The organism is Chitinophaga polysaccharea, assembly GCF_902150045.1.
Classification (GTDB): Bacteria; Bacteroidota; Bacteroidia; order Chitinophagales; family Chitinophagaceae; genus Chitinophaga; species Chitinophaga polysaccharea_A.
Window position 1 is genome coordinate 172317 of sequence record NZ_CABFVU010000004.1, and the last position, 25380, is coordinate 197696.

27 protein-coding genes are annotated in these 25380 nt (G+C 44.4%); 19 read left to right on the top strand and 8 right to left on the bottom strand.

Features of this window, described 5'->3' with window-relative positions:
- Positions 1 to 66: 66 nt before the first annotated feature.
- Positions 67 to 1083, bottom strand: coding sequence for a threonine aldolase family protein (locus FN124_RS25395; RefSeq protein WP_142687605.1), 1017 nt, complete (start codon positions 1081 to 1083; stop codon positions 67 to 69).
- Positions 1084 to 1410: 327 nt separating this feature from the next.
- Between FN124_RS25395 and FN124_RS25400 the strand changes: the two genes are divergently transcribed.
- The 5 genes from FN124_RS25400 (at position 1411) to FN124_RS25420 (ending at position 5519) form a co-directional block, all read left to right on the top strand.
- On the top strand, positions 1411 to 2268 hold the full coding sequence (locus tag FN124_RS25400; protein WP_012793808.1) for a sigma-70 family RNA polymerase sigma factor: 858 nt from the start codon (positions 1411 to 1413) through the stop codon (positions 2266 to 2268).
- A gap of 132 nt (positions 2269 to 2400) precedes the next feature.
- Positions 2401 to 3276 (top strand): DUF4249 domain-containing protein, encoded by an 876-nt coding sequence (locus FN124_RS25405; RefSeq protein WP_142687606.1) that lies wholly within the window; start codon positions 2401 to 2403, stop codon positions 3274 to 3276.
- 20 nt (positions 3277 to 3296) lie between these two features.
- Positions 3297 to 4247, top strand: a complete 951-nt coding sequence (gene trxB, locus FN124_RS25410) for a thioredoxin-disulfide reductase (protein ID WP_142687607.1) — start codon at positions 3297 to 3299, stop codon at positions 4245 to 4247.
- A gap of 78 nt (positions 4248 to 4325) precedes the next feature.
- On the top strand, positions 4326 to 4676 hold the full coding sequence (folB, locus tag FN124_RS25415) for a dihydroneopterin aldolase (RefSeq protein ID WP_142687608.1): 351 nt from the start codon (positions 4326 to 4328) through the stop codon (positions 4674 to 4676).
- An 87-nt stretch (positions 4677 to 4763) separates the two neighbouring features.
- The gene (locus tag FN124_RS25420; RefSeq protein ID WP_142687609.1) at positions 4764 to 5519 is read left to right on the top strand and encodes a tetratricopeptide repeat protein; all 756 of its coding nucleotides are present in this window, start codon (positions 4764 to 4766) and stop codon (positions 5517 to 5519) included.
- Positions 5520 to 5614: 95 nt separating this feature from the next.
- Here FN124_RS25420 and FN124_RS25425 read toward each other — a convergent pair whose 3' ends face one another.
- On the bottom strand, positions 5615 to 6946 hold the full coding sequence (locus FN124_RS25425) for an MATE family efflux transporter (protein WP_142687610.1): 1332 nt from the start codon (positions 6944 to 6946) through the stop codon (positions 5615 to 5617).
- Positions 6947 to 7076: 130 nt separating this feature from the next.
- Between FN124_RS25425 and FN124_RS25430 the strand changes: the two genes are divergently transcribed.
- The 4 genes from FN124_RS25430 to FN124_RS25445 are packed head-to-tail and all read left to right on the top strand — an operon-like array spanning position 7077 to position 9446.
- Complete coding sequence (locus FN124_RS25430) at positions 7077 to 7946, top strand: DUF3822 family protein (RefSeq protein ID WP_185937370.1); 870 nt, start codon at positions 7077 to 7079, stop codon at positions 7944 to 7946.
- Entirely contained in the window at positions 7937 to 8491 is a 555-nt protein-coding gene (locus FN124_RS25435; protein WP_142687612.1) for an RsmD family RNA methyltransferase, read from the top strand. The genes FN124_RS25430 and FN124_RS25435 overlap by 10 nt, the downstream gene beginning before the upstream one ends.
- A 29-nt stretch (positions 8492 to 8520) precedes the next feature.
- A complete protein-coding gene (gene coaD, locus FN124_RS25440; RefSeq protein WP_142687613.1) occupies positions 8521 to 8997 on the top strand; it encodes a pantetheine-phosphate adenylyltransferase in 477 nt (158 codons plus the stop codon).
- Between the two features lie 17 nt (positions 8998 to 9014).
- Positions 9015 to 9446 (top strand): hotdog fold thioesterase, encoded by a 432-nt coding sequence (locus FN124_RS25445; protein ID WP_142687614.1) that lies wholly within the window; start codon positions 9015 to 9017, stop codon positions 9444 to 9446.
- A gap of 6 nt (positions 9447 to 9452) precedes the next feature.
- On the opposite strand, the gene FN124_RS25450 is transcribed toward FN124_RS25445, so the two are convergent.
- Entirely contained in the window at positions 9453 to 10073 is a 621-nt protein-coding gene (locus FN124_RS25450; protein ID WP_142687615.1) for an NUDIX hydrolase, read from the bottom strand.
- Between the two features lie 168 nt (positions 10074 to 10241).
- On the opposite strand from FN124_RS25450, the gene pyrE reads away from it, so the two are divergent.
- From pyrE to FN124_RS25465, 3 genes are all read left to right on the top strand, one after another.
- The gene (gene pyrE / locus FN124_RS25455) at positions 10242 to 10877 is read left to right on the top strand and encodes an orotate phosphoribosyltransferase (protein ID WP_142687616.1); all 636 of its coding nucleotides are present in this window, start codon (positions 10242 to 10244) and stop codon (positions 10875 to 10877) included.
- Positions 10878 to 10928: 51 nt separating this feature from the next.
- Complete coding sequence (locus FN124_RS25460) at positions 10929 to 11306, top strand: heavy-metal-associated domain-containing protein (protein WP_142687617.1); 378 nt, start codon at positions 10929 to 10931, stop codon at positions 11304 to 11306.
- Between the two features lie 372 nt (positions 11307 to 11678).
- Positions 11679 to 12164 (top strand): hypothetical protein, encoded by a 486-nt coding sequence (locus FN124_RS25465; protein WP_142687618.1) that lies wholly within the window; start codon positions 11679 to 11681, stop codon positions 12162 to 12164.
- On the opposite strand, the gene FN124_RS25470 is transcribed toward FN124_RS25465, so the two are convergent.
- Positions 12161 to 12616, bottom strand: a complete 456-nt coding sequence (locus tag FN124_RS25470) for an LEA/WHy family protein (protein ID WP_185937371.1) — start codon at positions 12614 to 12616, stop codon at positions 12161 to 12163. The two genes, FN124_RS25465 and FN124_RS25470, sit on opposite strands and share 4 nt — an antisense overlap.
- A 416-nt stretch (positions 12617 to 13032) precedes the next feature.
- Here FN124_RS25470 and FN124_RS25475 point away from each other — a divergent pair, with 416 nt between their 5' ends.
- Both FN124_RS25475 and FN124_RS25480 read left to right on the top strand, forming a co-directional pair.
- Positions 13033 to 13662 (top strand): WbqC family protein, encoded by a 630-nt coding sequence (locus tag FN124_RS25475; RefSeq protein ID WP_142687620.1) that lies wholly within the window; start codon positions 13033 to 13035, stop codon positions 13660 to 13662.
- A gap of 257 nt (positions 13663 to 13919) precedes the next feature.
- On the top strand, positions 13920 to 15320 hold the full coding sequence (locus FN124_RS25480) for a type III PLP-dependent enzyme domain-containing protein (RefSeq protein WP_142687621.1): 1401 nt from the start codon (positions 13920 to 13922) through the stop codon (positions 15318 to 15320).
- A 380-nt stretch (positions 15321 to 15700) separates the two neighbouring features.
- Here FN124_RS25480 and FN124_RS25485 read toward each other — a convergent pair whose 3' ends face one another.
- The 4 genes from FN124_RS25485 to FN124_RS25495 all read right to left on the bottom strand — a co-directional run bounded on the left by FN124_RS25485 (position 15701) and on the right by FN124_RS25495 (position 18479).
- The gene (locus tag FN124_RS25485) at positions 15701 to 16381 is read right to left on the bottom strand and encodes a hypothetical protein (RefSeq protein WP_142687622.1); all 681 of its coding nucleotides are present in this window, start codon (positions 16379 to 16381) and stop codon (positions 15701 to 15703) included.
- 65 nt (positions 16382 to 16446) lie between these two features.
- Positions 16447 to 17643: an IS256 family transposase gene (locus FN124_RS25490; RefSeq protein WP_142684445.1), complete on the bottom strand. Its 1197-nt coding sequence runs from the start codon at positions 17641 to 17643 to the stop codon at positions 16447 to 16449.
- Between the two features lie 78 nt (positions 17644 to 17721).
- Positions 17722 to 17871 (bottom strand): hypothetical protein, encoded by a 150-nt coding sequence (locus tag FN124_RS30985; RefSeq protein ID WP_185937372.1) that lies wholly within the window; start codon positions 17869 to 17871, stop codon positions 17722 to 17724.
- Positions 17872 to 18026: 155 nt separating this feature from the next.
- Complete coding sequence (locus FN124_RS25495) at positions 18027 to 18479, bottom strand: Hsp20/alpha crystallin family protein (RefSeq protein ID WP_142687623.1); 453 nt, start codon at positions 18477 to 18479, stop codon at positions 18027 to 18029.
- Between the two features lie 242 nt (positions 18480 to 18721).
- Between FN124_RS25495 and FN124_RS25500 the strand changes: the two genes are divergently transcribed.
- The 5 genes from FN124_RS25500 (at position 18722) to FN124_RS25520 (ending at position 25051) form a co-directional block, all read left to right on the top strand.
- Positions 18722 to 19135 (top strand): BrxA/BrxB family bacilliredoxin, encoded by a 414-nt coding sequence (locus FN124_RS25500; RefSeq protein ID WP_142687624.1) that lies wholly within the window; start codon positions 18722 to 18724, stop codon positions 19133 to 19135.
- 127 nt (positions 19136 to 19262) lie between these two features.
- Positions 19263 to 20564 carry a prolipoprotein diacylglyceryl transferase gene (locus FN124_RS25505; protein WP_142687625.1) on the top strand — a complete coding sequence of 434 codons (1302 nt, stop codon included), beginning with the start codon at positions 19263 to 19265 and terminating at the stop codon, positions 20562 to 20564.
- Positions 20565 to 20572: 8 nt separating this feature from the next.
- Positions 20573 to 21004 (top strand): hemerythrin domain-containing protein, encoded by a 432-nt coding sequence (locus FN124_RS25510; protein ID WP_142687626.1) that lies wholly within the window; start codon positions 20573 to 20575, stop codon positions 21002 to 21004.
- A gap of 168 nt (positions 21005 to 21172) precedes the next feature.
- A complete protein-coding gene (locus FN124_RS25515; RefSeq protein WP_142687627.1) occupies positions 21173 to 22108 on the top strand; it encodes a DUF2167 domain-containing protein in 936 nt (311 codons plus the stop codon).
- 465 nt (positions 22109 to 22573) lie between these two features.
- Entirely contained in the window at positions 22574 to 25051 is a 2478-nt protein-coding gene (locus FN124_RS25520; protein ID WP_142687628.1) for a TonB-dependent receptor domain-containing protein, read from the top strand.
- Positions 25052 to 25380 lie beyond the last annotated feature (329 nt).

A 25380-nucleotide genomic window follows, 5' to 3' on the forward strand; every position in this document is an offset into this window, starting at 1 on the left:
GATTAGGGAGAGATGGAAATTTAAAGGGCAGGAATCCTTGCCCTTTAAATTGTGTTATCGTTTTGGTTATGCCATCTCTGCGATGATTTCGCAGGTTTGCGCAATCATTTCCGGTGTAATGTCGAGGTGGGTGACTATCCTGACCTGTGAGGGGGAAATAGGCATAACGAGGATACCTTGTTTTTTGAGGTGGTCGGCAAAGAGCTGCGGGGACCAGTCGCCGGTTACTTCAAAAATGAGGATATTGGTTTCCACCGGGAGCATGTGGCCGATGAAGGATTTTTCCAGCAGGGCCTGGGCAATTTGTTTGGCGTGGAGATGGTCTTCGGCGAGCCTGGCTATATTGTTTTCCATGGCATAGATACCGGTGGCCGCCATGAACCCGGCCTGGCGGAGGCCGCCCCCCAACTTTTTGCGGATACGTCTTGCGGCTTTGATAAAGGTTTCGCTGCCCAGCAGAACGGAGCCCATGGGGCAGCCCATTCCTTTGTTGAGGCAAACGGAAATGCTGTCGAACAGTTGCCCGTATGCCTTAGGGTCCTGGCCGGTGGCTACCAGTGCGTTAAAGAGACGGGCGCCGTCGAGGTGCAGTGCCAGCCCGTGTTTTTTGCAAACGTCGCCGATCTTTACCATTTCGTCCCAGTCGTAGCAGCATCCGCCGCCGCGGTTGGAGGTATTTTCAAGACAAACAAGGCTGGTGCGGGCTTTATGTACATCATCCGGGTTGATGGCTGCTTCTACCTGGGTGGCGCGGATCATGCCCCGGTCGCCGATGAGGGCATGTACCTGGGCGCCGGAGTTGAAGGCGATGCCGCCTCCTTCATAAATATATACGTGGGCGAGGTTACTGCAAACCACTTCATCCCCTGGCAACGTATGTACTTTAATGGCGATCTGGTTACTCATTGTGCCGGAAGGACAGTACAAGGCTGCCGGTTTGCCAAAGTATTCTGCCATCATGGCTTCCAGTTTGTTGATGCTGGGGTCTTCACCGAAAACGTCATCACCGGTTTCTGCCTGCAGCATCGCCTGTAACATGCCAGGGCCGGGACGTGTAAAAGTGTCGCTTCTAAAGTCAATCATTTTATTGAAAAATTTGCAACGGCTTAACAATTAGATTAGTTAAGATGTTAATTTAAATATGATTCTTTATCAATTGTTAAAATTTGTATAAACCAGCATCGCAGAGGAACTAAAGCACTATAAAATTCCGTTTTAAAACTGTACTTTGTTATATGGCTGGCAAATATAAGAAGGATTTGGTAGAGTGATTGGTTAGCACGATCTTTGCAGACTTATTTCAAAACAAACAATAAAGCGCGGGAGACTTTGTAAGTTAATAATTTTAAAAGTTCCGAACAAAAATTTTCTTTCGCTGTTATTTATTTATAAACCAATACAATTTTTCATATGAGGCAACTTAAAATTGCCACCCAGATCACCAATCGTGATTCGCAGGCGGTAGAAAAATACCTGCAGGAAATCTCGAAGATCCCTTTGTTAACACCTGAGGAAGAGACCGTTTTGGCGCAGCGCATTAAAATGGGCGATCAAAAGGCTCTTGAAAGATTGACTACAGGAAACTTACGTTTCGTTGTTTCTGTTGCGAAGCAGTATCAGCACCAGGGCCTTAGCCTGAGTGACCTGATTAACGAAGGTAATCTCGGCTTGATCAAGGCGGCGCAGCGTTTCGATGAAACCAAAGGTTTCAAATTTATCTCTTATGCAGTATGGTGGATTCGCCAATCCATTCTGCAGGCGTTGGCTGAACAGGGTCGTCTTGTTCGTCTTCCGCAAAATAAAATTGGCACTTATAACAAAGCTAACAAAGCTTATATGGCATTTGAACAGGAAAACGAGCGTGAACCTTCTACCGAGGAACTCGCAGAAATCCTGGAGATGTCTGAATCAGAAATTAACAATATTTTCCAGAGCAACACCCGTCACATGTCGCTGGATGCACCCGTGCACGAAGCAGAAGATGTAGCCATGGGCGATTTGCTGGAAGGTGGAGATATTACTGATGATGACGTGATGAGAGATTCACTCCGCGAGGAAATACGCCGGGTATTAAAATCCCTGAGCCCACGCGAAGCTGAAATTGTGAATGCCTATTTTGGTCTGGATGGTGAAAATGGCGCAACAATCGAACAAATCGGTCAGAAATACGATCTGACAAAAGAAAGAATCAGGCAGATTAAAGAACGCGCTATTAAGAGGCTGCAAAAAGCCCGCTATAGCGGCGCCCTGAAATCGTACCTGGGATAAAATACCTTTATTCGCTGAGTTAACACTAACGAGAGAATAAATCTACTAATCCTCTTTATTCTATAAGAACACCGGCCTTGTAAATACATGGCCGGTGTTCTTATTTAGTGAACAGCCCTTATTTTTGCACTCATGCGTATACCGCTCTTCTTTATCATGTTCACCATGATCTTTGCCGCCTGCGAGAAAGATATCAGTGTTGCCCTGCCGGTGCAGGAGCCGCAACTGGTAGTGGAAGGCAGGTTTGAAAGCGGGTCTTACCCGGTGGTAATACTCACGCATAGCCTTAACTATTTTTCACAGATAGATCCGGCTGCATTATCAAATGTCTTTGTACATAATGCTACTGTTACCGTTTCCGACGGCAACAGGACCATGACGCTGAAAGAACAGTCGATAGATACCGGCGGCATGAAGTTCTTTGCATACCTGCCGGATCTTTCGCAACCATCCGGTAACTTCACCGGGAAAGTGCCGGGTACCTATACCTTACGCGTTAACGCTGACAATAAGGCATATGAATCCGTGACAACTATACCGGCGCGTGGCATGCAGCTGGACTCCCTTTGGTGGACATTAGTGACAGTAGATGATTCTGTAAAGACCCGCTTATGGGTGAAGATAACGGATGCTCCTGCATTTGGGAACTATGGAAGGTATTTTACAAAGCGGAACAGTGAAGTGTTCCTGCCTGGACAGAGCTCTGTGATAGACGATAAGCTGGTGAACGGCACAACATTTGAAATTCCTGTGGACGCCGGGGTAAATAAGAACCTGGACCCGGATGACAGGAAGGATCAGTTCTTTGCACCGGGAGATACCGTTACCCTGAAGTTTTGTAATATTGACAAAGCAACCTGGGATTTCTGGAGAACACTCGATTTTGCTTTCAACAGTAATGGTAATCCTTTTGCATCGCCCACAAAGATATTAGGGAATATACCCGGCGCATTAGGCTACTGGGGCGGCTATACAGTAACCTATAAGACAATTATTATTAGCAGGTAATTATACATACAGCAAACAAAATGGAAAACAAGCAACAGGAGCATGTGCATTTATTGATCATCGGTTCCGGCCCTGCCGGTTATACCGCTGCTATCTATGCTGCAAGAGCCAACCTTAAACCAGTATTATACCAGGGGATTCAACCCGGCGGACAATTAACCATCACTACTGAAGTCGAAAACTATCCCGGTTACCCCGAAGGTATCCAGGGACCGGAAATGATGGTGGATTTTGAAAAACAGGCTGTCCGTATGGGCGCCGATATCCGCTATGGAATGGCAACTTCCGTGGATTTCAGTAAACAGCCTTATAAAGTAATGATCGACGAAGAGAAGGAAATCACCGCAGATGCGATCATTATCGCTACCGGCGCTTCCGCCAAATGGCTGGGACTTCCTTCAGAGCAACGTTTGAATGGCAGCGGCGTAAGCGCCTGCGCTGTTTGCGACGGGTTCTTCTTCCGTGGTAAAGAGGTAGCTATTGTAGGCGCCGGCGATACCGCAGCAGAAGAAGCACTTTATCTTTCTAAAATGTGCAGCACCGTGCATATGCTGGTACGCCGCCATGAAATGCGGGCTTCCAAAGTAATGCAGGACCGTGTACTGAAAGCCTCCAACATTATCGTGTACTGGAATTCTGAAACAGATGAAGTATTGGGCGAGAACAAAGTGGAAGGTCTTCGTATCCTGAATAACAAAACAGGTGAAAAGAAAGAAATACCGGTGAGCGCGTTCTTCGTAGCTATTGGCCACCAGCCCAATTCCGGTATCTTTAAAAACTACCTGACCCTGGATGAGCAGGAATACATTGTTACAGAGCCAGGCTCCAGCCGTACTAGCGTGGAAGGCGTATTTGCCTGCGGTGATGTACAGGATAAAATTTACCGCCAGGCGGTAACTGCCGCCGGCAGCGGATGTATGGCCGCGCTGGATGCAGAAAGATACTTGTCAGCAAAAGAACACCACCAATAATAAATTGTATAATGAATAGTGGATCTGTGGGAAAGATATCCCTGCAGATCCATTGTTCATTATGCCTAATTTCCTTTTATGCTCACGATCGCACTCGAACAAGCCACTTTCTACGCTTACCATGGTTTATACCCGGAAGAAACCATTATCGGTAACCACTTCGTGCTGGATGTGGCAGTTCGTATACCCGGTACCGTGCCTGTGGATGATTTATCAGAAACAATTAACTACCAGGGTATCTATGAAATAGCTAAGGAAGTGATGGCTGTTCCACGGCCTTTACTGGAGGAAGTGGTATATGAACTAACCGATGCGCTTAAGCAACGGTATCCCGGTATCCAGCACAGCATGGTTACCCTCCGTAAAATGAATCCTCCCATGGGCGCCACTATCCGCAATTCGCTTGTGTCGCTGGAGAAAGACTACTAAGCACTATTTTTTGGGATATGTATGATGTTTCCGTAAATTTATAGTTATAAGTTAATCAACAATTCTTACGCTGTAAAAACCTGTCCTATGTTGAAACGGATCATGGCAGTTTGCTTTTTATTATCAGCGGTACTGTATGTACAGGCCCAGAGTGTCAGTGAAATGATGGATGAAGCCAGGCAGCTGGAGAAACAAATGAAGGAAAGCGAAGCATTTGAAAAAGATAAGGAAATCCTCAAAATACAACCTGCTGAACTGGATGCCCTGAACCAGGCCAGCCAGCTATGTTCCCGCATCGGTAACCGGCAAAAAAACAAGGAAGATAAAATCAGCTATTTCAATCTTGCTAAAAGCTATGCCCAGCAGGCGCTTAAGGTAAATCCCAACAGTCCCGAATCCAATCTGTCCATGGCCATTGCCATGGGGCGCATGGCATTGATCTCCGGCGCAAAAGATAAAGTAGCTGCCTCCAAGGATGTAAAAAAGTACGCCGAACTGTCTATTAAGTTCAATCCTTCCCTGGCACAGGGTTATCATGTTTTAGGCAAATGGAATTTTGAAGTGGCCAACCTGAATGCTTTTGAAAGAGGCGCAGCCAAAATGCTGTTTGGAGGCTTACCCGATGGTTCGCTGGCAAATGCCATCAGCAATTATGAAAAGTGCCGCCAGCTCGACCCCGCTTTTATTCTCAACTACTACGAACTGGCCCGCGCCTATAAAGCAGATGATCAGCAGGAAAAGGCCATTGAAGTGCTGAAAAAAGCGCTTACGTTACGTAACATCACCCAGGATGATGCCAGCATCAAAGCGGATTGCAAAAAAATGCTGGACGATCTGCAATAACACGGATTTTGTCTGACTCAGGATTATAATGATTTCGCTGATTACACTGAATTTGTTTTTTAAATGCTGAAATTTAAGGGAGAATCAGAAGTTTTTCAGATCTCCTTTCCTTTCCATCTGCCACTGCGAAGGTACCAGTAGCTTATTCCGAAGATAATGATCCAGTAGATGAAATCGGCTCCCCAGGCCCAGTGCAGCTCGCTACGCATTCTTTCAATAACGATATCGCAATACAACAGGTAGCCGAGAACCGCGATTATTTCCGTTACCAGGTTAATTCTTGTATTGCCGGTACCTACCACGCCACTCATTACCACCGCTGCCACCGCCATAAGTATTGTGCTCAGGGTAATCACCCTGATAGATGGTATGGCCATGGTGATCAGGTCGGCGCTGTTGGTATAGATATGGAGCAATGTATAAGGGAACAGGTTCACCACAATACACATGGCCATAGCACATCCGGCACTGATGACCACAATTTTCCGGATAATGGGAAATACCTGTTCAGGACGCCCCTGTCCTATGATATTGCTCACCATGGTATTGCAGGCTGCCGCCAGCGCCCAGGTGAAGATGCCAAAGAAACCAAAGATACTGCGGAGCATATTGGATACTGCCAGCGGACGCTCGCCCAGGTGCTCAATAAAAATAAAGAACACAAACCACCCGCCTATACTGAAGAGGAACTGAACAATCAGCGGAGCTGATACATTCAGTATATTCCGGATAATGCCCCGGTTGAGCCGCAGGTAACTGAACAGGCTGTACTGCAGGTGATACCGCCGGATGAACAGGATACTGAACGCTACGCTGCAGCCGGTGATCTCAGCAATAACCGAAGCGGTAGCAGCGCCGTTGAGCCCCATGGCAGGCAGCCCGAGCTTTCCGAAAATGAGTGCATAGTCAAAAAAAATGTTCATCATTTCCTGGAAGAGGGAGGTAACCGCCAGCACCTTTGAATGTCCGCTGCCTATATAAAATGCATTGGCCATATTCAGCAGCATAAGAAAAGGGAGCCCCCATATACGGATACGGATAAACGAAACAGCTGCCGAAATGATATGGGTATCGTGGAGGCTTTTGGAAAAGAACCAGGGAGCCGCCAGCAATGTGAGCAGGATGGCCAGCCCGGAAAAAAAGAGCCCCACCTGTATACCGTTGGAAAACAATTGCCCTATACCGGCATATTGCTGCTGGCCGGCCCTCCGGGCGATAAGTACCTGCATCCCATTATTAAGGCCATAAGCTATCATGTACATTACCAGGTAATAGATACCCGCAATCCCATTGGCGGCCAGTTCAAATTCGCCCAGGCGCCCTACAAAGGCAGTATTGGTAATGTGGTTGATCTGCGGGATAATAAGCGCCAGGCATATAGGTCCTGCTATTTTGATAATCTGCCGGGTGTTGACTTCCAGTTGCATGAATCGTAGGTATAGGAACAAAGATAGGTCTATCTGCTGATCATCTCCCCTTATATAAAACAACAAAACGCCCTCACCAATTAACTAAAAAGAGTATTATTGTAATTCATTTGAAAGGTTAAATATGCCCGTGGCTTATAACATCCATCCTGCATTTACAGTAGACGATGAAACCCTGCTGGAAACTGATCTCACTGCCTGTAATTTACTGGTACTGGTAGGAAACGGAACATTCAGTTATGTAGTGTTTGATCCGGCTGCAAAGAAATTCCTGGCGTTGAAATCCTATCATTTTACCCCCAGGAAGCTGGCCCTGGCCGACCTGGAGATGATAGAACAGGTATTTGACACCGACAAACTGCTATTTACTGCCTTTAAATCTATCCTGCTGGCCTTTAATACCGGCGGAGGCGTGCTGGTGCCGCATATGTACTATACACCGTCGATGAAAAAGGATTTTCTGCACCTGGCTGTACCCGAAAAGATGCAGGAGGCGGTACTGTCTGACCTGCTGCCGTCGTTGCCGATGGTGAATGTGTACAGTGTGGATAAAGACCTGCTTGGCTTTTTACGCAAAGAGTTTTCTACAGACCTGGTGATACATGCCAATTCCGCCCTGTTGCAGTCGTACCCGAAGGACCTGGATTTCCAGGCAAAAGATGGCATTGCCTTCGTGGAAGTAGACCAACAGCGGTTTACAATGACGGTTTATGCCGATGGTAAGCTCCTGATCCAGCAGGAAGGCGATTACCAGTCGGGGCTGGATGTGGTATATACCCTGGTGAGCACGCTCCGTCAGCTGGAACTGGATGAGCAGCTCGTAAAAGTGAAGCTGGGAGGAGCGGTAGCTACTGATGCCGGTGTATACCAGGAAATGTATAAGTTCATACCGCACCTGGAGTGGATACAGAGGATACCTGGCTTCAGCTATATCACCAAAATGCAGGAAATACCAGGCTATTATTTTCATAACTTATATGCGTTAGCGCTATGCGTATAATAGGAGGAACGAGAGGGGGACGAAAGATACAACCACCTGCAAAAATGCCGCATACCCGACCTACTACAGATATTGCGAAAGGAGGGTTGTTTAATATCATCGAAAATAACCTGGATATTCCATCTTTAAAAACACTGGATATTTTTGGCGGTACAGGGAGCATCAGTTTTGAACTCGCTTCCAGGGGCGCAACAGATATGACCATTGTGGAGAAAGACCCGGCAATGGCTGCTTTTATTAGTAAAACAGCCCTGGCATTGGGAATAGAGCACCTTAAAACGGTGAAAATGGATGTTTTCAAATACCTTCAGCAATGCACGGAAAAGTTCGACTTCATTTTTGCTGATCCTCCCTATATGATGGAAACGCTGGATCAGCTGCCCCTGCTGGTATTTGAAAAAGAGTTGCTGAACCCCGAAGGCTGGCTGGTGGTGGAACACACGCAGCATAAGAAGTTCCAGGATTATTCCTACTACCGCTCTGAAAGAAACTATGGGGCAACGGTGTTCTCCATATTTATTAACCGGGAGGAATTAAAACGCTGACCGCTTACTGATAACTCAATCACACTCATATGAGGACTTGTTTATTCCCAGGCACATTTGATCCTATTACACTGGGCCATACAGATATCATTCATCGCGGGCTTGAACTGTTCGACCGGCTGGTGATAGGCATCGGCGTAAACAGCAGTAAAACGCCTATGTTTGCACTGGAGGAGCGGATGAGCTGGATCAGGGAAATGTATAAAGATGATCCGCGGGTGGAGGTAGCCTCTTACTCCGGGCTGACCGTTGATTTCTGCAGGCAGTTAAACGCACGTTTTATTTTAAGGGGAATCCGCTACGTGAGTGATTTTGAATACGAGAAAGCGATTGCCGATGTGAACCGCACTGTGGCGCCCGAAATTGAAACCATCTTTTTAACAACGGTTCCCCAGTATTCCAGCATTGCCTCCACGCTGGTGAGGGATATTTATAAGTATGGGGGCGATGTAACGCCATTCCTGCCGCAGGCGGTACTTGAAGGCATCAAACGTTTGAAGCAATAATTTTTAAAGCAGATATTATGAAAACGATCTGGCACAATACCAAGATCTCACTGGACCAGTTAAATGAAATGGGAGGCACCACCATGGCTACATGTTTGGGGATGGAGTTTACCGAAATAGGTCCGGATTATCTGAAAATGATGATGCCGGTGGATCACAGGACCATACAACCTTACGGGTTATTGCATGGCGGCGCTTCTGCAGCCCTGGCTGAAACAGTAGGCAGTATGGCATCCGGCCTGATCATTGACCCTGAAAAGCAGATCTGCGTGGGTATAGAGATCAATGCCAACCATATAAAGGGTGTGAGGGAAGGCTATGTACATGCCTGTGCCCGGCCTTTGCATATAGGCAGTTCCAGCCATGTATGGGATATCCGTATCACGGACGACCAGCATAAGCTGGTATGTGTAAGCCGGCTTACAGTGGCCATTCTGGCTAAAAGATAAATGGCATCAGATATCTGCCGCCCTGAAAACCTCTCTTATATTTTCATAGGAGTATTTAAGGTATTTGTCCACGTTTCCCGGTTTGATCCATTGCAGGTCCTGGATATCCTCTTCTATCTGCGGAACGGTTAATTCGGTGCCGGTAAACAACATCCGGTACCAATAGGTATGTTTCAGTACTTTTTTATTTTTCATGGGATAATAATGGAACGTTTCCGTGATCTTATGTTCCAGCGAAACGTTGTGCAGGCCTGTTTCTTCGGCTACTTCCCGTAATGCGCAGGTTTCGAGATCCTCCCCTGGATCCTGTTTTCCTTTGGGCAGGTCCCATTTGCCGCGACGAAACATCATCAGCACTTCGCCTGCCGGGTTGGTTACCAGGCCGCCCGCCGCTACCAGCGTAGTGAAATGGAGAGATACTTTTTTGAAGAGCTGTTTTATATCCGGTGCAATAAACACTGCTGCGTCTTTTTTCCCGTCTTCCAGCTTTTGTAATACATTTTCCATCTTTTTTGTATCCGGGTTATCGTATACTTTGGCACCATTGAGGCGGGCCGGAATGGAGGTGGTATCAGCACTCAGCAGGAGCGGGCGTTCGTTGAGGTAGATCGTAATATTTGCTTGCATGCCGCAAATGTAATTACGAATTGTGAATTACGAATTGAGAATTTAGGAAGATGTAAAACCGGTTCAAGGGGCGCTGCCTAAATTCGTTTGGCGTAGCTCGAGGCAGAATAATGTTATTCCAAAATGTATGTCCGTTTATTCCAAAATGATAGTACTTTTGGCGCTTGTATGAATAAAGTAAGCGAAAAACAAGTTGCAGAAAAATTACTGCAGGTGCAGGCCGTTAAATTAAGCCCTGCCCAGCCTTTTACGTGGGCATCCGGCTGGAAATCACCGATCTATTGCGATAACAGGAAGATTTTATCTTTCCCTTATGTGCGCGACTATATTAAATCAGAGTTGTGCAACCTGGTGTTTGAAACTTTTCCTGATGCCGCTGTAATTGCGGGAGTGGCTACTGCAGGTATTCCACATGGAGCGCTGGTAGCGGATCAGCTGAAGCTGCCGTTTATTTATGTAAGATCCAAGCCGAAAGAGCATGGTATGGGCAACCAGATTGAAGGGGTATTGCAGCCAGGGCAACCTGTGGTGGTAATAGAAGACCTGATTTCAACGGGTAAAAGCAGCCTGGAGGCAGTACAGGCCATACGTGCCGCTGGAGGTGAAGTAACAGGCATGGTATCTATTTTTAACTATGGTTTTGATGTGGCGGTGAAAGCCTTTGAGGCGGCGGGCGTACCATTTTATTCGCTTAGCAATTATTCTGCGATGATTGCGCTTGCTGAAGAAAAAGGGATTGTATCTGCCGATGAAATTGCCACGTTGCAGGCCTGGAGAAGCGCGCCGGATCAGTGGGGTAAGTAGTGAAAATTGTATATCACTTTTTTTGTATATTCGGGTAATAATATTACAACTATGCGTATCCTAAAATTAGTAGTGTTGTTCCTGTTTGCCGGCATTGGCGTGGCAATGGCACAACAAAAGCAGAAGGCTGTGGAAACAGCGAAGATCAGCACGCCAACTGTGCAATGTGAATCGTGCAAGAACCGCATTGAAAGGTATATGTCGCAGGAAGAAGGTGTTCAATCAGTGAAAGTGGATTTCAAAAAACATATTACGACGGTAAAATATTATACCGACCGTACCAATATTGAGAACATCAAAACTGGTATTGCCAATGCGGGGTATGATGCGGATAATGTAACTGCCAACCCTGAATCATACGCTAAACTGCCTACCTGCTGCAAGAAGCCGGAAGACGGGGGTGGAATGGATCCGAAGAAAAAGCATTAATCATACTGTTTCAGCCTTTGGTGCACGGCGATGGGCCGGGTTTGCCAAAGGCTGAATTGTTTCCGGTTGTGTATAAGCGTGCTTGTTTACAGGCGTTAAAATGAAAAAAATGGCCTGGGAATATAGACTCTGCAGGTGCTAAAGTGGAGGATGCTCCGGAATAAATAAACATTTCTACCGGTGTTGCCCTATACCGGCATCCCGGAACAGTCATTAACTTTGTTTTCCCCGGCATCCCCGTTGGCATCGATTAGGCCGGGTCTGTTTCTGCAGTTTCCCAGGCAAAAATGAAAGCCGTTTAATATCTAAAAACTTACCACTATTCCGATACTGTTTAATCCGCTGAAGCATCATTTTTCTACACTCAGGCAAATGCTTGCCCAGTCAGATCCTGCTGAAATAAATACGCGCCTGCTTTCTCTTGGAGGCTCGCAGATGGATATGTATACTGGTTCGCTGACGCCGGAGGCAATTTTCGATGAAATAAGGGGGCAATTAAAATTGGCAGGGGTGAATACAAGAACGGACTATGAGGCACTGTTGGCTAAAAATGATGGTTATACAGAAACAGAAGTGGTGTTATCGGATGCTTCTGTGTGGATTTTGCGGTTGGCAGAAGATAAGGCCCACTATATCCATCTGCATCCGGGGCGTTATAGCCCGTATACTTTCCGTGTAAAGGCATCGGCGCTTAAAACAGCGCTGGCTTACCAGGCAGCGACACAGTATCATTTGCTTACAAAAGATCTGTTGGCAGATCTGAATCGTGTAAGAAAAGAGTTACGGTTGTCCCCGTTAAGGAGCATCAGTGAAAGCGGGCATATTCTGGAAGTTATTGCCTTATTGAAGCAGGACTAAAAGAAATTCAGCGCCTGCCTGGTTTCACATTTTATCGGGAAGGGAAGAAAAATGCCAGCCCTACCCACTTTGCAATTTCCGGTGGCTTTGATGGTTACTTCTTTATTGGCGAAAGCGGTAAGTGCATTTTTAAATACATTGGCCATATTTACCTCCAGTTTCACCGGGAAGTAAAAAGTGTCTCTTGCCGGGATGGAAATGGTGGTATCCTGGAGGGAGTGGCCTACCTGGGTGTCGTCAAAAAACAGGTCGAAGTTGGCATCTTTTAACTGGAGACGATAGTTGTTTGGATTATAATATGCCAGGGTCATCCGTACAATACTTTTGGACATACCCAGCTCATCCATACTGATACCGGCTACTCTCACAAACTGGATATCCTTGTTTTTTTCGCAGGAGCTTGCTACTCCCCAGATGACAAAAACAACGGCTAATAATCGGAACACTTTCATCGGCTGACCAGGTATTTTAATTTTTGTAAACCTACAGCAAAGCATTTAGTTATCAAAAAATCAGGGCTGAATTGGGAAACTTTTAACGGAGGCAATATTAAGAACGGGGGAGACCGCTTAAATGGGTAATACATAAAACACATATAAATAAAAGATTTTTTTATAAAAAAGAACTATCTTTATTTTCCTTCCTGAGCCCGTTAAAAATGGGCAAGAAACTCACTAATTTCTTTAGTATTTTTGCACTTCGGTGATTTTTTACCGGAAGTACTATGTGCTAATTTATTTAGCATATGATTAATAATTCTATGAGTTGTTTCTCATCTACTTAAAATTAATTGTTAAGTACTTAGGTATAAGTGATTGTCAGGTGAAACAAACGGAATTTCAACATCTGCATCCAAAATTTTGACATTATGACAGAGAATGCGAAAGAGAAGGTATTATTGATTGAATCTCAATATTTTCCGCCAATTGATTCATACAAAGCTTTAGTTAAGCATGATATATTAAAGATTGAGAAATATGAGCACTATCAAAAGCTCAGTTACAGGAACCGTTGTTACGTTGCGGGGCCAAACGGCCGTATGATTTTAAGCGTTCCCCTGGCAAGAGGAAAAAATCAGCGGACGGTGATGAAGGATGTCAGGATCAGTAACGAGGAAAAATGGCAGGGCCTGCATTGGAAAACGCTCGTGTCTGCTTACAGGCGCTCGCCCTGGTTTGAATATTATGAAGAAGATCTGCAGGGCTTGTTTGAAAAACCATTTCATTTTTTAATGGATTGGAACATGGCATGCTTTGAGTGGATGAACAGCAAGCTCGGCATTAAAGTGCCGGTGATCTATACGGAGAGCTATGAAAAGGTAGTGCCCGGTGTAACAGATGCCAGAGAAAGCATATTGCCGGGGCCGGTAACACAAAGCGAGCCTGGCTATACGCAGGTGTTCCAGGAACGTACTGGTTTTATCCCCGGACTGAGCATTCTTGACCTGCTTTTCTGCGAAGGGAAACAGTCTTTGGAAATATTGAAAAATGACCGGTAAACCTGTGGATAATATTATTTAACTTGTTGATTTGTAATTGTTTGTATATTTGCCCGGGTAATTGTGCTTTTGGGGCCTCTACCTCCCGAAAAAAATTAAGGTGGCAATCAACAAAATCTTTAGATTTGCAACCTATTTTGCTGGGGTTCGAACTGACGTAGGTGTGTAAACCAGGAGTTTCCCAGTGAGGGAAAAATGGATTGTTATCCTGTTATTTTTTTCTATTACTAATTCCTAAAATTCATTTGCAGTACTAAATGAACAACACCTACACAGACCTGGTAAAACAGACCTTTGAGTTTCCCCAGGAGGGCTTTGATGTAAAAGACAACTACCTGGAATTCAATGGTTTGGATATTAAGGCATTGATCGACAAGTATGGAACACCGTTTAAGCTGACCTTTCTTCCCAAAATAGGGATGCAGATCAATAAGGCGAAGAAAATGTTCCATGACGCCATTAAGAAAAACAGGTACGAAGGTGAATACTTCTACTGCTATTGTACTAAAAGCTCGCATTTCTCCTTTATTATGGAGGAAACCCTGAAGCATGGGGTACATATTGAAACTTCTTTTGCTTATGATATTGATATTGTCAATAAATTATACGAACGCAAGAAGATAAATAAAGAGACCTATGTAATTTGTAATGGCTTTAAAACCAAGGCATATACCAGGGCAATAGCGAGGCTGATCAACAGCGGGTTCAGGAATGTGATCCCGGTGCTTGACAATAAGGAAGAGCTGGAAGATTATAAACGGAATATCAGGAGCAAGGATAAGGTGAAACTTGGGTTGAGGGTAGCTGCAGAGGAAGAGCCAAGTTTTGATTTTTATACTTCCCGGCTGGGTATTCCTCCCCGTGATATTCTTGAATATTATGTAGACAAGATAAAAGGGAATGAGAAGTTTGAGCTGAAAATGCTGCACTTCTTCATGAACAAGGGGATTAAAGACGATATTTATTACTGGAGCCAGTTTAACCGTGTAATAAACCTCTATTGCCAGCTGAAGAAGATCTGCCCTGAACTGGACAGCATCAATATTGGCGGTGGTTTCCCGATCAAACACTCTTTGGGCTTCGATTATGATTACAATTATATCGTAAACGAGATTGTTGCCAATATCAAGAGCATGTGTAAAAAGAACAAGGTACCCGTACCGAACATTTACACAGAGTTTGGTTCCTTTACAGTTGGAGAAAGCGGTGCGGTGATATATAGCGTAATTGGAGAGAAGATGCAGAACGACAGGGAATCCTGGTATATGATCGATAGCTCTTTCATTACTACGTTACCTGATACCTGGGGGATCGGGGAAAAGTTCCTGATGTTGCCAATTAATAAATGGGACCAGGAATACCAGGAGGTGCATCTCGGCGGACTTACCTGCGACGGATACGATTTTTATACATCGGAAGAACATATTAACGCAGTATTCCTGCCAAAGCAACAGGCATCCGGAGAACCGCTGTATATCGGATTTTTCCATACAGGGGCCTACCAGGATCAGCTCAGCGGATACGGCGGCATCAAGCACTGTCTTATTCCTTCACCCAAACATGTGATTGTGGGATATGACAAGAACGGGCAGTTGAAAGATTGGTTATACGCCAAAGAGCAAACCGCCCAGAGCATGTTGAAAATTTTGGGTTATTAAAAAAATGGGTTAGTAATCCTACTGAAAGCCCCCCGATTATTCGGGGGGCTTATTTTTTTTCATTTTTCTTCTCTCAGTATGATAAAAAAAGGCTTCCATTACTGAAAGCCCTATCATGGCATAGGTTAGATGATATTCATCCGGCATAAGGAAAATAGGAGATGAATATTTGATGCGCCAAAGATAGTGTTATCGCGAAGCATGGGTAAGCCCTAAAAGTTGTAATTTTTTCTAATCTGTTTTTTGGCTGATTTCCTGAAGAATGATGAATTTATTATCATAATGCCTGAAAAAAATGCAAATGCTAATATTTACATATTAGTATAGCAGGAATAGTATCAATCCGGCAGCATTCTTTTATAACACCTATGTGTAGGTATTTATTTGCCCTGGGAATCATTGAGATAATCGATGGCTGAGCCGCAATGCTTTTCAATTTCACTGAAGCAGCTTTCCAGCAGCTCTGGTTCTCCCTTTATAATAGCTGTTTTCCCGGAGGCAGAAAAGCCCTTCACCAGCAGGAACTGTTTGGTAAGGTGCTGATTGATCAGCGATAAATGCTGTTTTTGTTTTTCGGCTGTTCTCATTTGCTCCATGGAAATAAGATTGCGGTAGTATTGGCCCAGTGCCCTGATGAAGAACAATAGGTACATTCCCACTGTAAACGGATTGGCCAGGTATTGAGAGGCCGATGAATAGCCAGGGGTGACGAATATCATCACATTATTGATCTTGATCCAGGCAACGGCAATGAGGTAGGCGCAAAGGATCAGGCTCCATATAAGGGCCGTGAACAGGTTTACGGTAATGTAGCAGATAAGGATGCTCATTACCCATATCAGCGTGTATTTTGGCCCAAGGTCCTGGTTGTTCAGAAAGGAGGAAAGCACAGGAAGTACCAGTGTGGAAAAGGAGCCAAACAACCCTACTGTTCTGGCATTCACCCCTTTTCTCAGTAGTAGCAGGCAAACGGCCAGGTCGAGAATGATCATGGGAATGATGATCATATTTACTGTATTCCTGCTGAGCATATTTACAAACAGGAAACTAAGCAGCAGCACGATATAAAAAAAAGGGACTATTTCAATAAGTGTGTAAACTTAAAAATCGGGGATCAAATTAATAATTAGATTCTCACTCTTTTATCAAAAATAGTTAAAAACTGATTTAGGACCATGCCCCAGTTTCTAATGGGCATGGTCCATTTTTTTGATACTTCCCGTAAAGCCAGGTATACTGATTTAAGGACAGCTTCATCAGTAGGGAAGGATAGTTTGTTTTTGGTATATTTTCTAATTTTACCGTTCAGATTTTCGATGAGATTGGTCGTGTAGATGATCTGTCTGATCTCCATGGGAAAGTCAAAAAAGACAGTCAGGTCTTCCCAGTTTTCGCGCCAGCTTTTGATGGCGTATGCATACTTTGTACTCCATTTAACATCCAGGGCGTCAAGAGCAGCCATGGCAGCCTGTCTGGTTGGTGCAGCATAAACATCCTTCATATCGGTGGTAAACTCCTTTTTATCTTTCCAGACTACATAGCGGCAGCTGTTACGTATCTGGTGTACGACACAAACCTGAGTTGCAGACTGAGGGAACACCGATTTGATAGTCTGAGTGAAGCCATTAAGATTATCCGTGGCTGTAATTAGAATATCTTCCAGGCCACGGGCCTTCAGATCTGTAAGTACAGTCATCCAATAGGCAGCTGATTCATTCTTACCCAGCCACATTCCCAGGACTTCTTTGAGGCCATCCCGCTTTAGGCCGACAGCGATATAGACGGTTTTATTCACCACTTTGCTGTTCTCCCGTACCTTGAACACAATGCCATCCATCCAGACTATGAGATAAACCGGTTCTAATGGCCGGTTTTGCCAGGCGACAATATCTTCTGTCACCCGGCTGGTGATGCGGCTGATCGTGGCCGTGGAAACGTCAAATTTATATACTTCTCTTATTTGCTCTTCGATGTCGGACACACTCATTCCCTTGGCATAAAAGGACACAATTACCTCTTCCAGGCCCTGAGCCATCCCTTCGCGTTTAGGGATGATCATAGGATTAAAGCTAGCATCACGATCTCTGGGAACTTTTATCTCAGATTCACCATAGCTGGTCTTAATCTTCTTCTTACCATAGCCATTACGGCTATTGGCACTATCATTATGTTCATGCTTGTCATAGCCCAAATGGCTATCTAGCTCTCCCTCCAACATCTTTTCAATACCCCGCTTCTGAATCTGGGCAAGAAAATCGTTTAGCTGATCTGCTGTTTTAAACTGCTTCAGAAAGTCGTCTGATAAAAAATCTTCTGTCTTCATAAAACTGTATATGCTTTAAAATTAAAAAATCAGAGCTAAACCCCGATTTTTAATATTTACACAGTTTATGAGATAGTGTCAAAAAAAAGCATAATCAAATATCAGTTTGATCTTCGCCTGTTCGTATGTATTTTCTGTATGAAGAAGCATGTTGCCGATCACTGCTTTTTCAGTGACCAGGTAAATGCTTTTTATGAGTAACCAGCCTCTCGGGAAGCGCTTTGCCATGAGTGCGTGCTTAGACAGGCAAATTATTGTATAATAAACAATAGAAGATTCAACGTTTGTGTGAATTATACACTAAAAAAGGGACGCCTTTACAGGCATCCCTCTTAACCCTCATGTTACTACAGCTGACTTCCTTTGCAGGAAGCCTGCTTCCCTTATTCCACTACTATTTCTTTCGGGGCATCCTGTTTGTTTTCCTTTTTACCAAGGGTCACTTTCAGGATTCCATTCTCATATTTTGCGTTAATCTTACCTGCGTCTACCAGTTCACTGATAGTGAAGGAGCGTTTGAAAGATCTGAAGTTGAATTCACGACGTACCTGTTTATCACCTTCATTCTTTGTTTCTGCTTTTTTCTCAGCGCTGATGGTAATTGTCTTGTCATCTGCACTGATCTTGAAGTCTTCTTTCAAGAAGCCGGGTGCTACCACGTCTACAACGAAAGCTTCAGGAGTTTCAACAATGTTCACCGGAGGATGAGTGGTAAAGAAATCGTTGGTCAGAAAATCATCCTTTACATATTTATTTAATCCTCCATTGAGAATATCTTCTACTAATCCACCAAATGATTTGGGAAGCGGGCTGTGGTTAAATTTAATGTGTGTCATAGTTGCTATAAATTTTTTTTAGTGTGAAATCAATTTTATTGTTTGATACCCGGTACAGATCAAATGAGATACCATGCCATGAAAACTGCTATTTTGTTAGTAAAAAGGTTACAGATTATGACATTATGACGTATTGATTGTATTCTTTGTGTCAAAAAGTCTATTTCATCATCCAATTGTTTACTTTTTGGGTACATATGACTAACTTTGTAAAAAATACAAACAGAAAAAACTCAAATTATATGTATCCAGCGGAACTAGTAATGCCAATGAAGGCAGAATTAACAGATAATGGCTTTGAAGAATTGCTGACACCGGAAAGCGTTGATAGCACATTGCAGAAGGAAGGTACCACGCTTGTTGTGATCAACTCTGTATGTGGTTGTTCTGCAGGTACCGCCCGTCCGGGCGTATTGCTGGCAGTAGCGCACAGCGAAAAGAAACCGGACAGGCTCACTACCAGCTTTGCAGGTTTTGACGGTGAAGCGGTAAAACAGATCCGTACTCACCTGATGCCTTATCCTCCTTCTTCTCCGGCGATAGCCCTGTTTAAAAATGGTGAACTGGTGCATTTTATAGAGCGCCATATGATCGAAGGCCGTTCTGCGCAAATGATTGCTGCAAACCTGGCTGACGCTTTTGAACAGTATTGCTAAATATTCACATTTCTAAATTCCGATTTAGAAATTCGAAATTGCATCGTACTTTGGTGGTTTGATTTTCCTTTTGATTAAATTCGGCTTTGTTCATAGGAAGATTCAGATCACCAATTTTTTTTCGGCTATGTATCCTAATCTATATTACGCGTTCAGAGATCTGCTTGGCTTAGAGATTCCGTTTTTAAAGATTTTCCAGACGTTTGGTTTTTTTGTTGCGATAGCCTTTCTGGCCGGCGCCTATATTTTAACGCGTGAGCTCAAACGCTATGAAGCGCTTGGATTGCTGAAAGGAATACCTGAAAAAATAGTTATCGGGCTTCCGGCTTCGCAGGGAGAACTGATCGGAAACGCAGTAGTAGGATTTATAATAGGATACAAGATTCTTGGGATCTTTTTTCAGTGGGATACTGCTTCCCAGGATTTGCAGTCGTTTGTATTTTCAGGCCAGGGCAGTTTTGTTGCAGGTATCCTTGTGGCGGCAGCCATGGCGGGATATAAATATTATACGAAAAAGAAACAGGCACTTCCCAAACCCAAAGAGGAAACGGTGATGGTAATGCCGCACCACCGGGTGCCGGATATTATTGTAATGGCCGCTATTGCAGGGTTAATAGGCGCCAAAATATTCCACAACCTCGAAAACTGGAGCGATTTCGTACAGGATCCTGTTGGAGCTTTACTGTCGTTCAGCGGCTTAACCTTCTATGGTGGCCTGATAGTAGCAGCTATCGTGATCATTAGCTACGCCCGTAAAAAGCAATTCAATATCCGTGCGCTGATCGATAGCGCAGCGCCTGCGCTGATGCTGGCTTATGCGATCGGAAGAATGGGTTGCCATTTTTCCGGTGATGGCGACTGGGGAATTTACAACAGCGCCTACGCTGTGGATGCAGGAACCGGGCATACTGTGAAAATGGCACCAGCCACATTCCAGGATATGGTTCAGAAAAATGCAGGGTTTTTCCAACAGCAATATGCAGCAGTAGAGAAGATCCCGCATGCAGCGTTTGAAAAACCGGCCGCATTGGGATTTCTGCCGGACTGGCTCTTTGCCTACGGTTATCCGCACAACGTTATTAAAGAAGGCATACAGCTTGCCGGCTGCGACGGCCAGTATTGTAAAGTGCTGCCAATTGCCGTATATCCTACACCGTTATATGAAATTATTGTTTGCCTGGTATTGTTCGGAATTCTCTGGGCCATCCGCAAAAAAATAAAGATACCCGGTGTTATTTTTGGTATTTACCTGATATTAAATGGAGTGGAGCGTTTTTTTATAGAGAAGATCAGGGTAGATACCAGGTATGACATTTTTGGTTTTCATCCTACACAGGCCGAAATTATTTCCACGCTCCTGGTTATTGCCGGTATTATATTGATTGGCATCTATCGTAAAAATAATACTGCTGCAAATAAGCTTTCCTGATTTAGTATATGCAACGTCACTCTTCATTAGTGCCCTTGTCGCACGAGCACAAGCGTCTTCTCTTTGTATGCCGCTATTTAAAAAAAGATGCCGCGCCATACGAAGGATTTCCCCTCGAAACGCAGGCAAGGTTTGAGTATATCGTAAAAGTATTCCACGAGTTGATGGTACCGCATATTCAAAAGGAGGAATACCTTTTTGAGAAGTGCGCCGGCAGGCATGAAGCAATTGACGCCATGATCCGGGAACTGCAGGAAGAACACCTGATTATTTCCCGTATGTATAGTACCCTAACGGACAGCGCAGATATAGATGCCGCAATGGATATACTGGCCTGTAGCCTGGAAGCACACATCCGCAAAGAGGAGCGGGAATTTTTTGAGCTGTTGCAAAATGAGCTGCCGCATATACTTGATGATCTCAAACTGGAGCATCCATAAATGTATTTAACGTGTTATTGACACTTTTTGAATTAAGCACTATTTTTTCGGTAGAGTTATAGTAGCGTTATGTATCTGTAATATAGCCTCAATAATTATCTGTAAATTTTATAGCGGTTTATCCTGTTTGTTAGGCTGGTAAATAACCTTGGCTATTTAATTGGTGGTATGCGTATGTTCTTTTGCAGTGTGATTGTATTGGGTTGCCTGGCTGTTAGTCTCAGTACCCTGGGTTTATCCAGGGAAGACAGCCTTAGCCGGTACGATAAGCTGGATTCGTCTGAAATGGTGGCTGCTTCCTTTCATTATAAAGCAGGTGAACAAGAGTTAGGACAGGGTACAATATTAAATGTACCTGAAGGCTACCGCCTGCTCGATGCTGCACAAAGCCGTGTGCTTGTGGAGCACTTGTGGGGCAACCCGGAAAACCCGAATACCCTTGGAGTATTGTTGCCCGACAGGATGGGGCCTATGGATAAAGATTTCCGCGGAGTTGTGATTTCCTTTGAACCATCTGGTTTTATGGAGGAGTCGGAGATCCGCAAAATTGATTACACGAAGTTGCTGGCGGAAATGAAAGAGGAGTTGAAGAACGAAAATCTTTTGAGAAGCAGAAAGGGTGCCGGGCCGATTTCTGGTATGGACTGGGCCTTTACTCCTAATTATAATAAAGGCAATCACTCCCTGTGTTGGGCGCGCATTTTACATTTTGGTAAGAACGAAGCGCCTATGCTGAATTATGAATTAAGGTTATTGGGCAGAAAAGGAGCCCTATGCTTCACGGCAATTGGCAGGGTGACAGAGCTGGAGCAAATTAAAAAGCAATTGACGGTAATAGCCGGGGCTGCCCGTTTCACGCCGGGAAACCGCTATGCCGATTATAATCCACGTACAGATCAGTTTACCCGCTGGACGCCTGCAGCAGCTTCTTTATCTGGTAAAATGCTATCGATTGATAACCTGCTGTCGGGTTTAAGGAATACGCTTTCCATGTTATCGGTACTTTTTTGCACAATGTTATTTGCTTATGTAATGAATCATTACCATCATCGCCGTAAGTCCGGTTACCGGAAAATTATCAGGGTTGATGAACGGTTGAATTAGAGAATGGCTGGTCCCCGTTGAATATCTCCCTAAAAAACGGCTTATTCTGTTAACCCAATAAACAATTCTTCCAAATGGCTCGGGTATACCCCCAACCGGGTATTTCTATTTCAATACCGGCCTGGCTTATCGTTCTTTCAGTAATCCCGTTGGTCTGAAAACAAGAAGCCGAAGAATTAGTCATGTTATAATACCGGTCATCCTCTATTAACACTACTATTTAATTTAGGCCCAATCCCCATGAAACATTCTTTTTCCCCAGTCGTCTTTTAATCGTTCCATAGCTTTTTACCATTCGTCCCTATCTATAGACCGCTTGTGTAATGCTATGTACTGTGTAATACATAATACCTACTTTTACATTGTAGTTGATGATCTACTGTAGTAGTTTAACTACTGTAGTATATAAACTAAAGAACTAAAGAAATCTGAATCGACCAAATCTAAACTCTAAATCACCCTTATATGAAAGCAAATTTTAAAGCTATAACATTAACAATGAGCGTGTTAGTTACTGCTTTGACCTCATTTGCGCAAACTGCCTCCAAAGTAACCGGACAAATAACCCAGCCCGGCAACAAACCTGTAGAGTTTGCTACTGTGACCTTATTAAAAGCCAAAGACTCTTCTTTAGTAAAAGGAGCTATTGCAGATATAGATGGTAAATATGAATTTGAAAGGGTAAAACAGGGAAAATACCTGATCGCTGCGGTTTCAGTTGGTATGACCAAACGTTACAGCCCCGCATTCGAAGTAGCCGCCAGCTCCGTAAAAGTGCCGGCTGTAACACTGGAAGCAGCATCCAAAACATTAAAAGGAGTGGACGTAACAGCCCGCAAACCTTTTGTAGAGCAGAAAGCCGATAAAATGGTGGTGAATGTGGAAAACAGCATCACCGCGTCCGGCGGCTCCGCTATGGAAGTACTGGAAAAATCCCCTACTGTAACGGTAGACAAAGACGGTAATATTTCCATGAAAGGTAAAAGCGGGGTGGTAATTATGATAGATGGCAAACCAACCAATATGAGCTCCCAGGACGTTGCCGAGCTGCTGAAAAGTATGCCAGCTACTAATGTAGACCAGATAGAGCTGATCGCTAATCCTTCCGCCAAGTATGACGCAGCCGGCAACGCGGGGATCATTAACCTTAAACTGAAAAAGAATATAAACTACGGTACTAATGGTAACGTAACCGTAGGTGCAGGCTATGGTACCTGGCCCCGCTGGAACGGCGCCCTGAACCTGAACCACCGCAATGAAAAATTTAATATTTACGGTTCGGGCAATTACAGTCACCGTGAACAACAGCAAGATATTGGCCTGTTCCGCTCCCTTACTGAAAACAACCAGTACCGCGTATATGACCAGATAAACAATATGCACACGAAATCCAACTACAAAGCCGGTAAAATAGGAGCCGACTACTTTATCAGTAAAGGACATACCATCGGCGTAATGGCTGATCTATCCGGCGGCGACCGCAACATTCCCAGTTTTGCTACTACCCGCATTGGCAACGGCAAACAGGTGGACTCCGTGCTGAAAACCCATACAAATGAAAGCAGCAGCTGGAACCGTAATGCGTTTAACTTAAACTATCGCGGTATCCTGGATACAACCGGTAAGGAACTGAATATTGATGTGGATTATGCAAAGAATACGCAAAAACAACTGGCCACTATATACGCCGTATCCCGCGATGGAGGAGAGAAGGGAATTCTGGGCAGCGACACTTCCCGAAATAACCAGCCATCCAATATTGACATTAAAACGGCAAAAATTGATTACACGCATCCACTGAAAAACCAGGCCAAATTTGAAGTGGGTGCAAAAGTGAGCCTCGTGAAAACAGATAACGATGCACGCTTCGACTCACTCAGAACGGGTAACTGGATTTTGGATGAAAACCGCTCTAATCACTTTATTTACAAGGAGAATGTAAATGCAGCATATATTAATTACAGCAGGCAGTTTAAAAAAGTGCATGTGCAGCTGGGATTGCGCGGTGAACAAACACATATTACCGGCATCTCCACTTCCATGAAAGATCAGCAACAAACACAGGTAAAGAATGATTCCACTTATTTCAACCTGTTTCCAAGCATGGCGCTGACCTATAAACTGAATAAGGATAATACATTGGGGCTGACTTACAGCCGCCGTATCCAGCGCCCGAGCTATGAAGATCTGAACCCTTTTGAATTTTATCTGGACAGGTATACCAAGGAGTCCGGTAATCCTAACCTGCGGCCACAGTATTCCAACAACTTTGAAATCACGCATACGTTCAGGGATTTCCTGATCACCTCAGTAGGGTATTCACATACCAAAGATATGATGACAAGGATCCTGGAAGCAGACGTGGATAAATCTACCGGTGATACGTCTATCCTGCGGTACAAGTACCTGAACGTGGCAAAATCAGACAATTTCAGCCTGAATGTAACGGTACCGATGCCCGTTACCAAATGGTGGATGAGTTTTACCACGTTTTCCGTTTCCTATGTAATGTTTGAAACAGTGGTAAATGATAACCAGGTAAAATTATCTTCTGCCGGCTTCTTCGGACGTACCCAGCAAACATTCACCCTGAGCAAGGACCTGTCTGCCGAAGCCGTTTTCTTCTATGTATCCCCGCAGGTAACAGAAGAAGGCCTGTTTAAAATGAAATCCATGTGTTCCCTGGACCTGGGGGTATCAAAGAAAGTGCTGAAAGGAAAAGGATCGGTGAAGCTGAATGTAACAGATGTGTTTAAGACCAATTATTTCCGCGGCGACTTTGACAATGCGGGCAAATATACTTCCGTTTCCAGCAGGTGGGATGCGCAGCAGTTCAGGATAACTTTTAACTACCGCTTCGGAAATAACAATGTAAAAGCGGCCCGTAACCGCCAAACCGGGCTGGAAGCAGAACAGAATCGTATAAAACAGGGCGGTAACTAGGCCGGACCTGTTGTGAAGATGGTTTTTTAGGTATATAAGGAGGGAAAAACGTGGCCCTTTACCGGGCTGCGTTTTCCTTACCACTTTCACCGGATAAAGATGTGCCGGTTTCATCACAGGAAATGGCAGTTTGGTAAAATTTGAGGCAGGGGGACATGCCATTACAATAATTTTGAAAAAAAATTTACCGGAGCCCCGCTTTCATCCATTCTCTATAAATAGTTAATAATTAATAAGATAACGGAGTTTTGCTGTTGATTAAACGGATAAAGTCGCACTAAACCGGAAATTTCCCCGTCAGCTTCATGCAACCTTTTTTACAATTACTG

Excerpts from the sequence above, each read along its gene's own strand:
- FN124_RS25420 (WP_142687609.1), top strand. The coding sequence starts at position 4,764 with ATGTTGAAACGGATCATGGCAGTTTGCTTTTTATTATCAGCGGTACTG.
- FN124_RS25445 (WP_142687614.1), top strand. The coding sequence starts at position 9,015 with ATGAAAACGATCTGGCACAATACCAAGATCTCACTGGACCAGTTAAAT.
- FN124_RS25395 (WP_142687605.1), bottom strand. The coding sequence starts at position 1,083 with ATGATTGACTTTAGAAGCGACACTTTTACACGTCCCGGCCCTGGCATG.
- FN124_RS25520 (WP_142687628.1), top strand. The coding sequence starts at position 22,574 with ATGAAAGCAAATTTTAAAGCTATAACATTAACAATGAGCGTGTTAGTT.
- FN124_RS25490 (WP_142684445.1), bottom strand. The coding sequence starts at position 17,643 with ATGAAGACAGAAGATTTTTTATCAGACGACTTTCTGAAGCAGTTTAAA.
- coaD (WP_142687613.1), top strand. The coding sequence starts at position 8,521 with ATGAGGACTTGTTTATTCCCAGGCACATTTGATCCTATTACACTGGGC.
- FN124_RS25505 (WP_142687625.1), top strand. The coding sequence starts at position 19,263 with ATGTATCCTAATCTATATTACGCGTTCAGAGATCTGCTTGGCTTAGAG.
- FN124_RS25400 (WP_012793808.1), top strand. The coding sequence starts at position 1,411 with ATGAGGCAACTTAAAATTGCCACCCAGATCACCAATCGTGATTCGCAG.
- FN124_RS25475 (WP_142687620.1), top strand. The coding sequence starts at position 13,033 with ATGACAGAGAATGCGAAAGAGAAGGTATTATTGATTGAATCTCAATAT.
- FN124_RS30985 (WP_185937372.1), bottom strand. The coding sequence starts at position 17,871 with ATGGCAAAGCGCTTCCCGAGAGGCTGGTTACTCATAAAAAGCATTTAC.
- FN124_RS25510 (WP_142687626.1), top strand. The coding sequence starts at position 20,573 with ATGCAACGTCACTCTTCATTAGTGCCCTTGTCGCACGAGCACAAGCGT.
- pyrE (WP_142687616.1), top strand. The coding sequence starts at position 10,242 with ATGAATAAAGTAAGCGAAAAACAAGTTGCAGAAAAATTACTGCAGGTG.
- FN124_RS25435 (WP_142687612.1), top strand. The coding sequence starts at position 7,937 with ATGCGTATAATAGGAGGAACGAGAGGGGGACGAAAGATACAACCACCT.
- FN124_RS25480 (WP_142687621.1), top strand. The coding sequence starts at position 13,920 with ATGAACAACACCTACACAGACCTGGTAAAACAGACCTTTGAGTTTCCC.
- folB (WP_142687608.1), top strand. The coding sequence starts at position 4,326 with ATGCTCACGATCGCACTCGAACAAGCCACTTTCTACGCTTACCATGGT.
- trxB (WP_142687607.1), top strand. The coding sequence starts at position 3,297 with ATGGAAAACAAGCAACAGGAGCATGTGCATTTATTGATCATCGGTTCC.
- FN124_RS25460 (WP_142687617.1), top strand. The coding sequence starts at position 10,929 with ATGCGTATCCTAAAATTAGTAGTGTTGTTCCTGTTTGCCGGCATTGGC.
- FN124_RS25450 (WP_142687615.1), bottom strand. The coding sequence starts at position 10,073 with ATGCAAGCAAATATTACGATCTACCTCAACGAACGCCCGCTCCTGCTG.
- FN124_RS25405 (WP_142687606.1), top strand. The coding sequence starts at position 2,401 with ATGCGTATACCGCTCTTCTTTATCATGTTCACCATGATCTTTGCCGCC.
- FN124_RS25425 (WP_142687610.1), bottom strand. The coding sequence starts at position 6,946 with ATGCAACTGGAAGTCAACACCCGGCAGATTATCAAAATAGCAGGACCT.
- FN124_RS25495 (WP_142687623.1), bottom strand. The coding sequence starts at position 18,479 with ATGACACACATTAAATTTAACCACAGCCCGCTTCCCAAATCATTTGGT.
- FN124_RS25465 (WP_142687618.1), top strand. The coding sequence starts at position 11,679 with ATGCTTGCCCAGTCAGATCCTGCTGAAATAAATACGCGCCTGCTTTCT.
- FN124_RS25500 (WP_142687624.1), top strand. The coding sequence starts at position 18,722 with ATGTATCCAGCGGAACTAGTAATGCCAATGAAGGCAGAATTAACAGAT.
- FN124_RS25470 (WP_185937371.1), bottom strand. The coding sequence starts at position 12,616 with ATGAAAGTGTTCCGATTATTAGCCGTTGTTTTTGTCATCTGGGGAGTA.
- FN124_RS25515 (WP_142687627.1), top strand. The coding sequence starts at position 21,173 with ATGCGTATGTTCTTTTGCAGTGTGATTGTATTGGGTTGCCTGGCTGTT.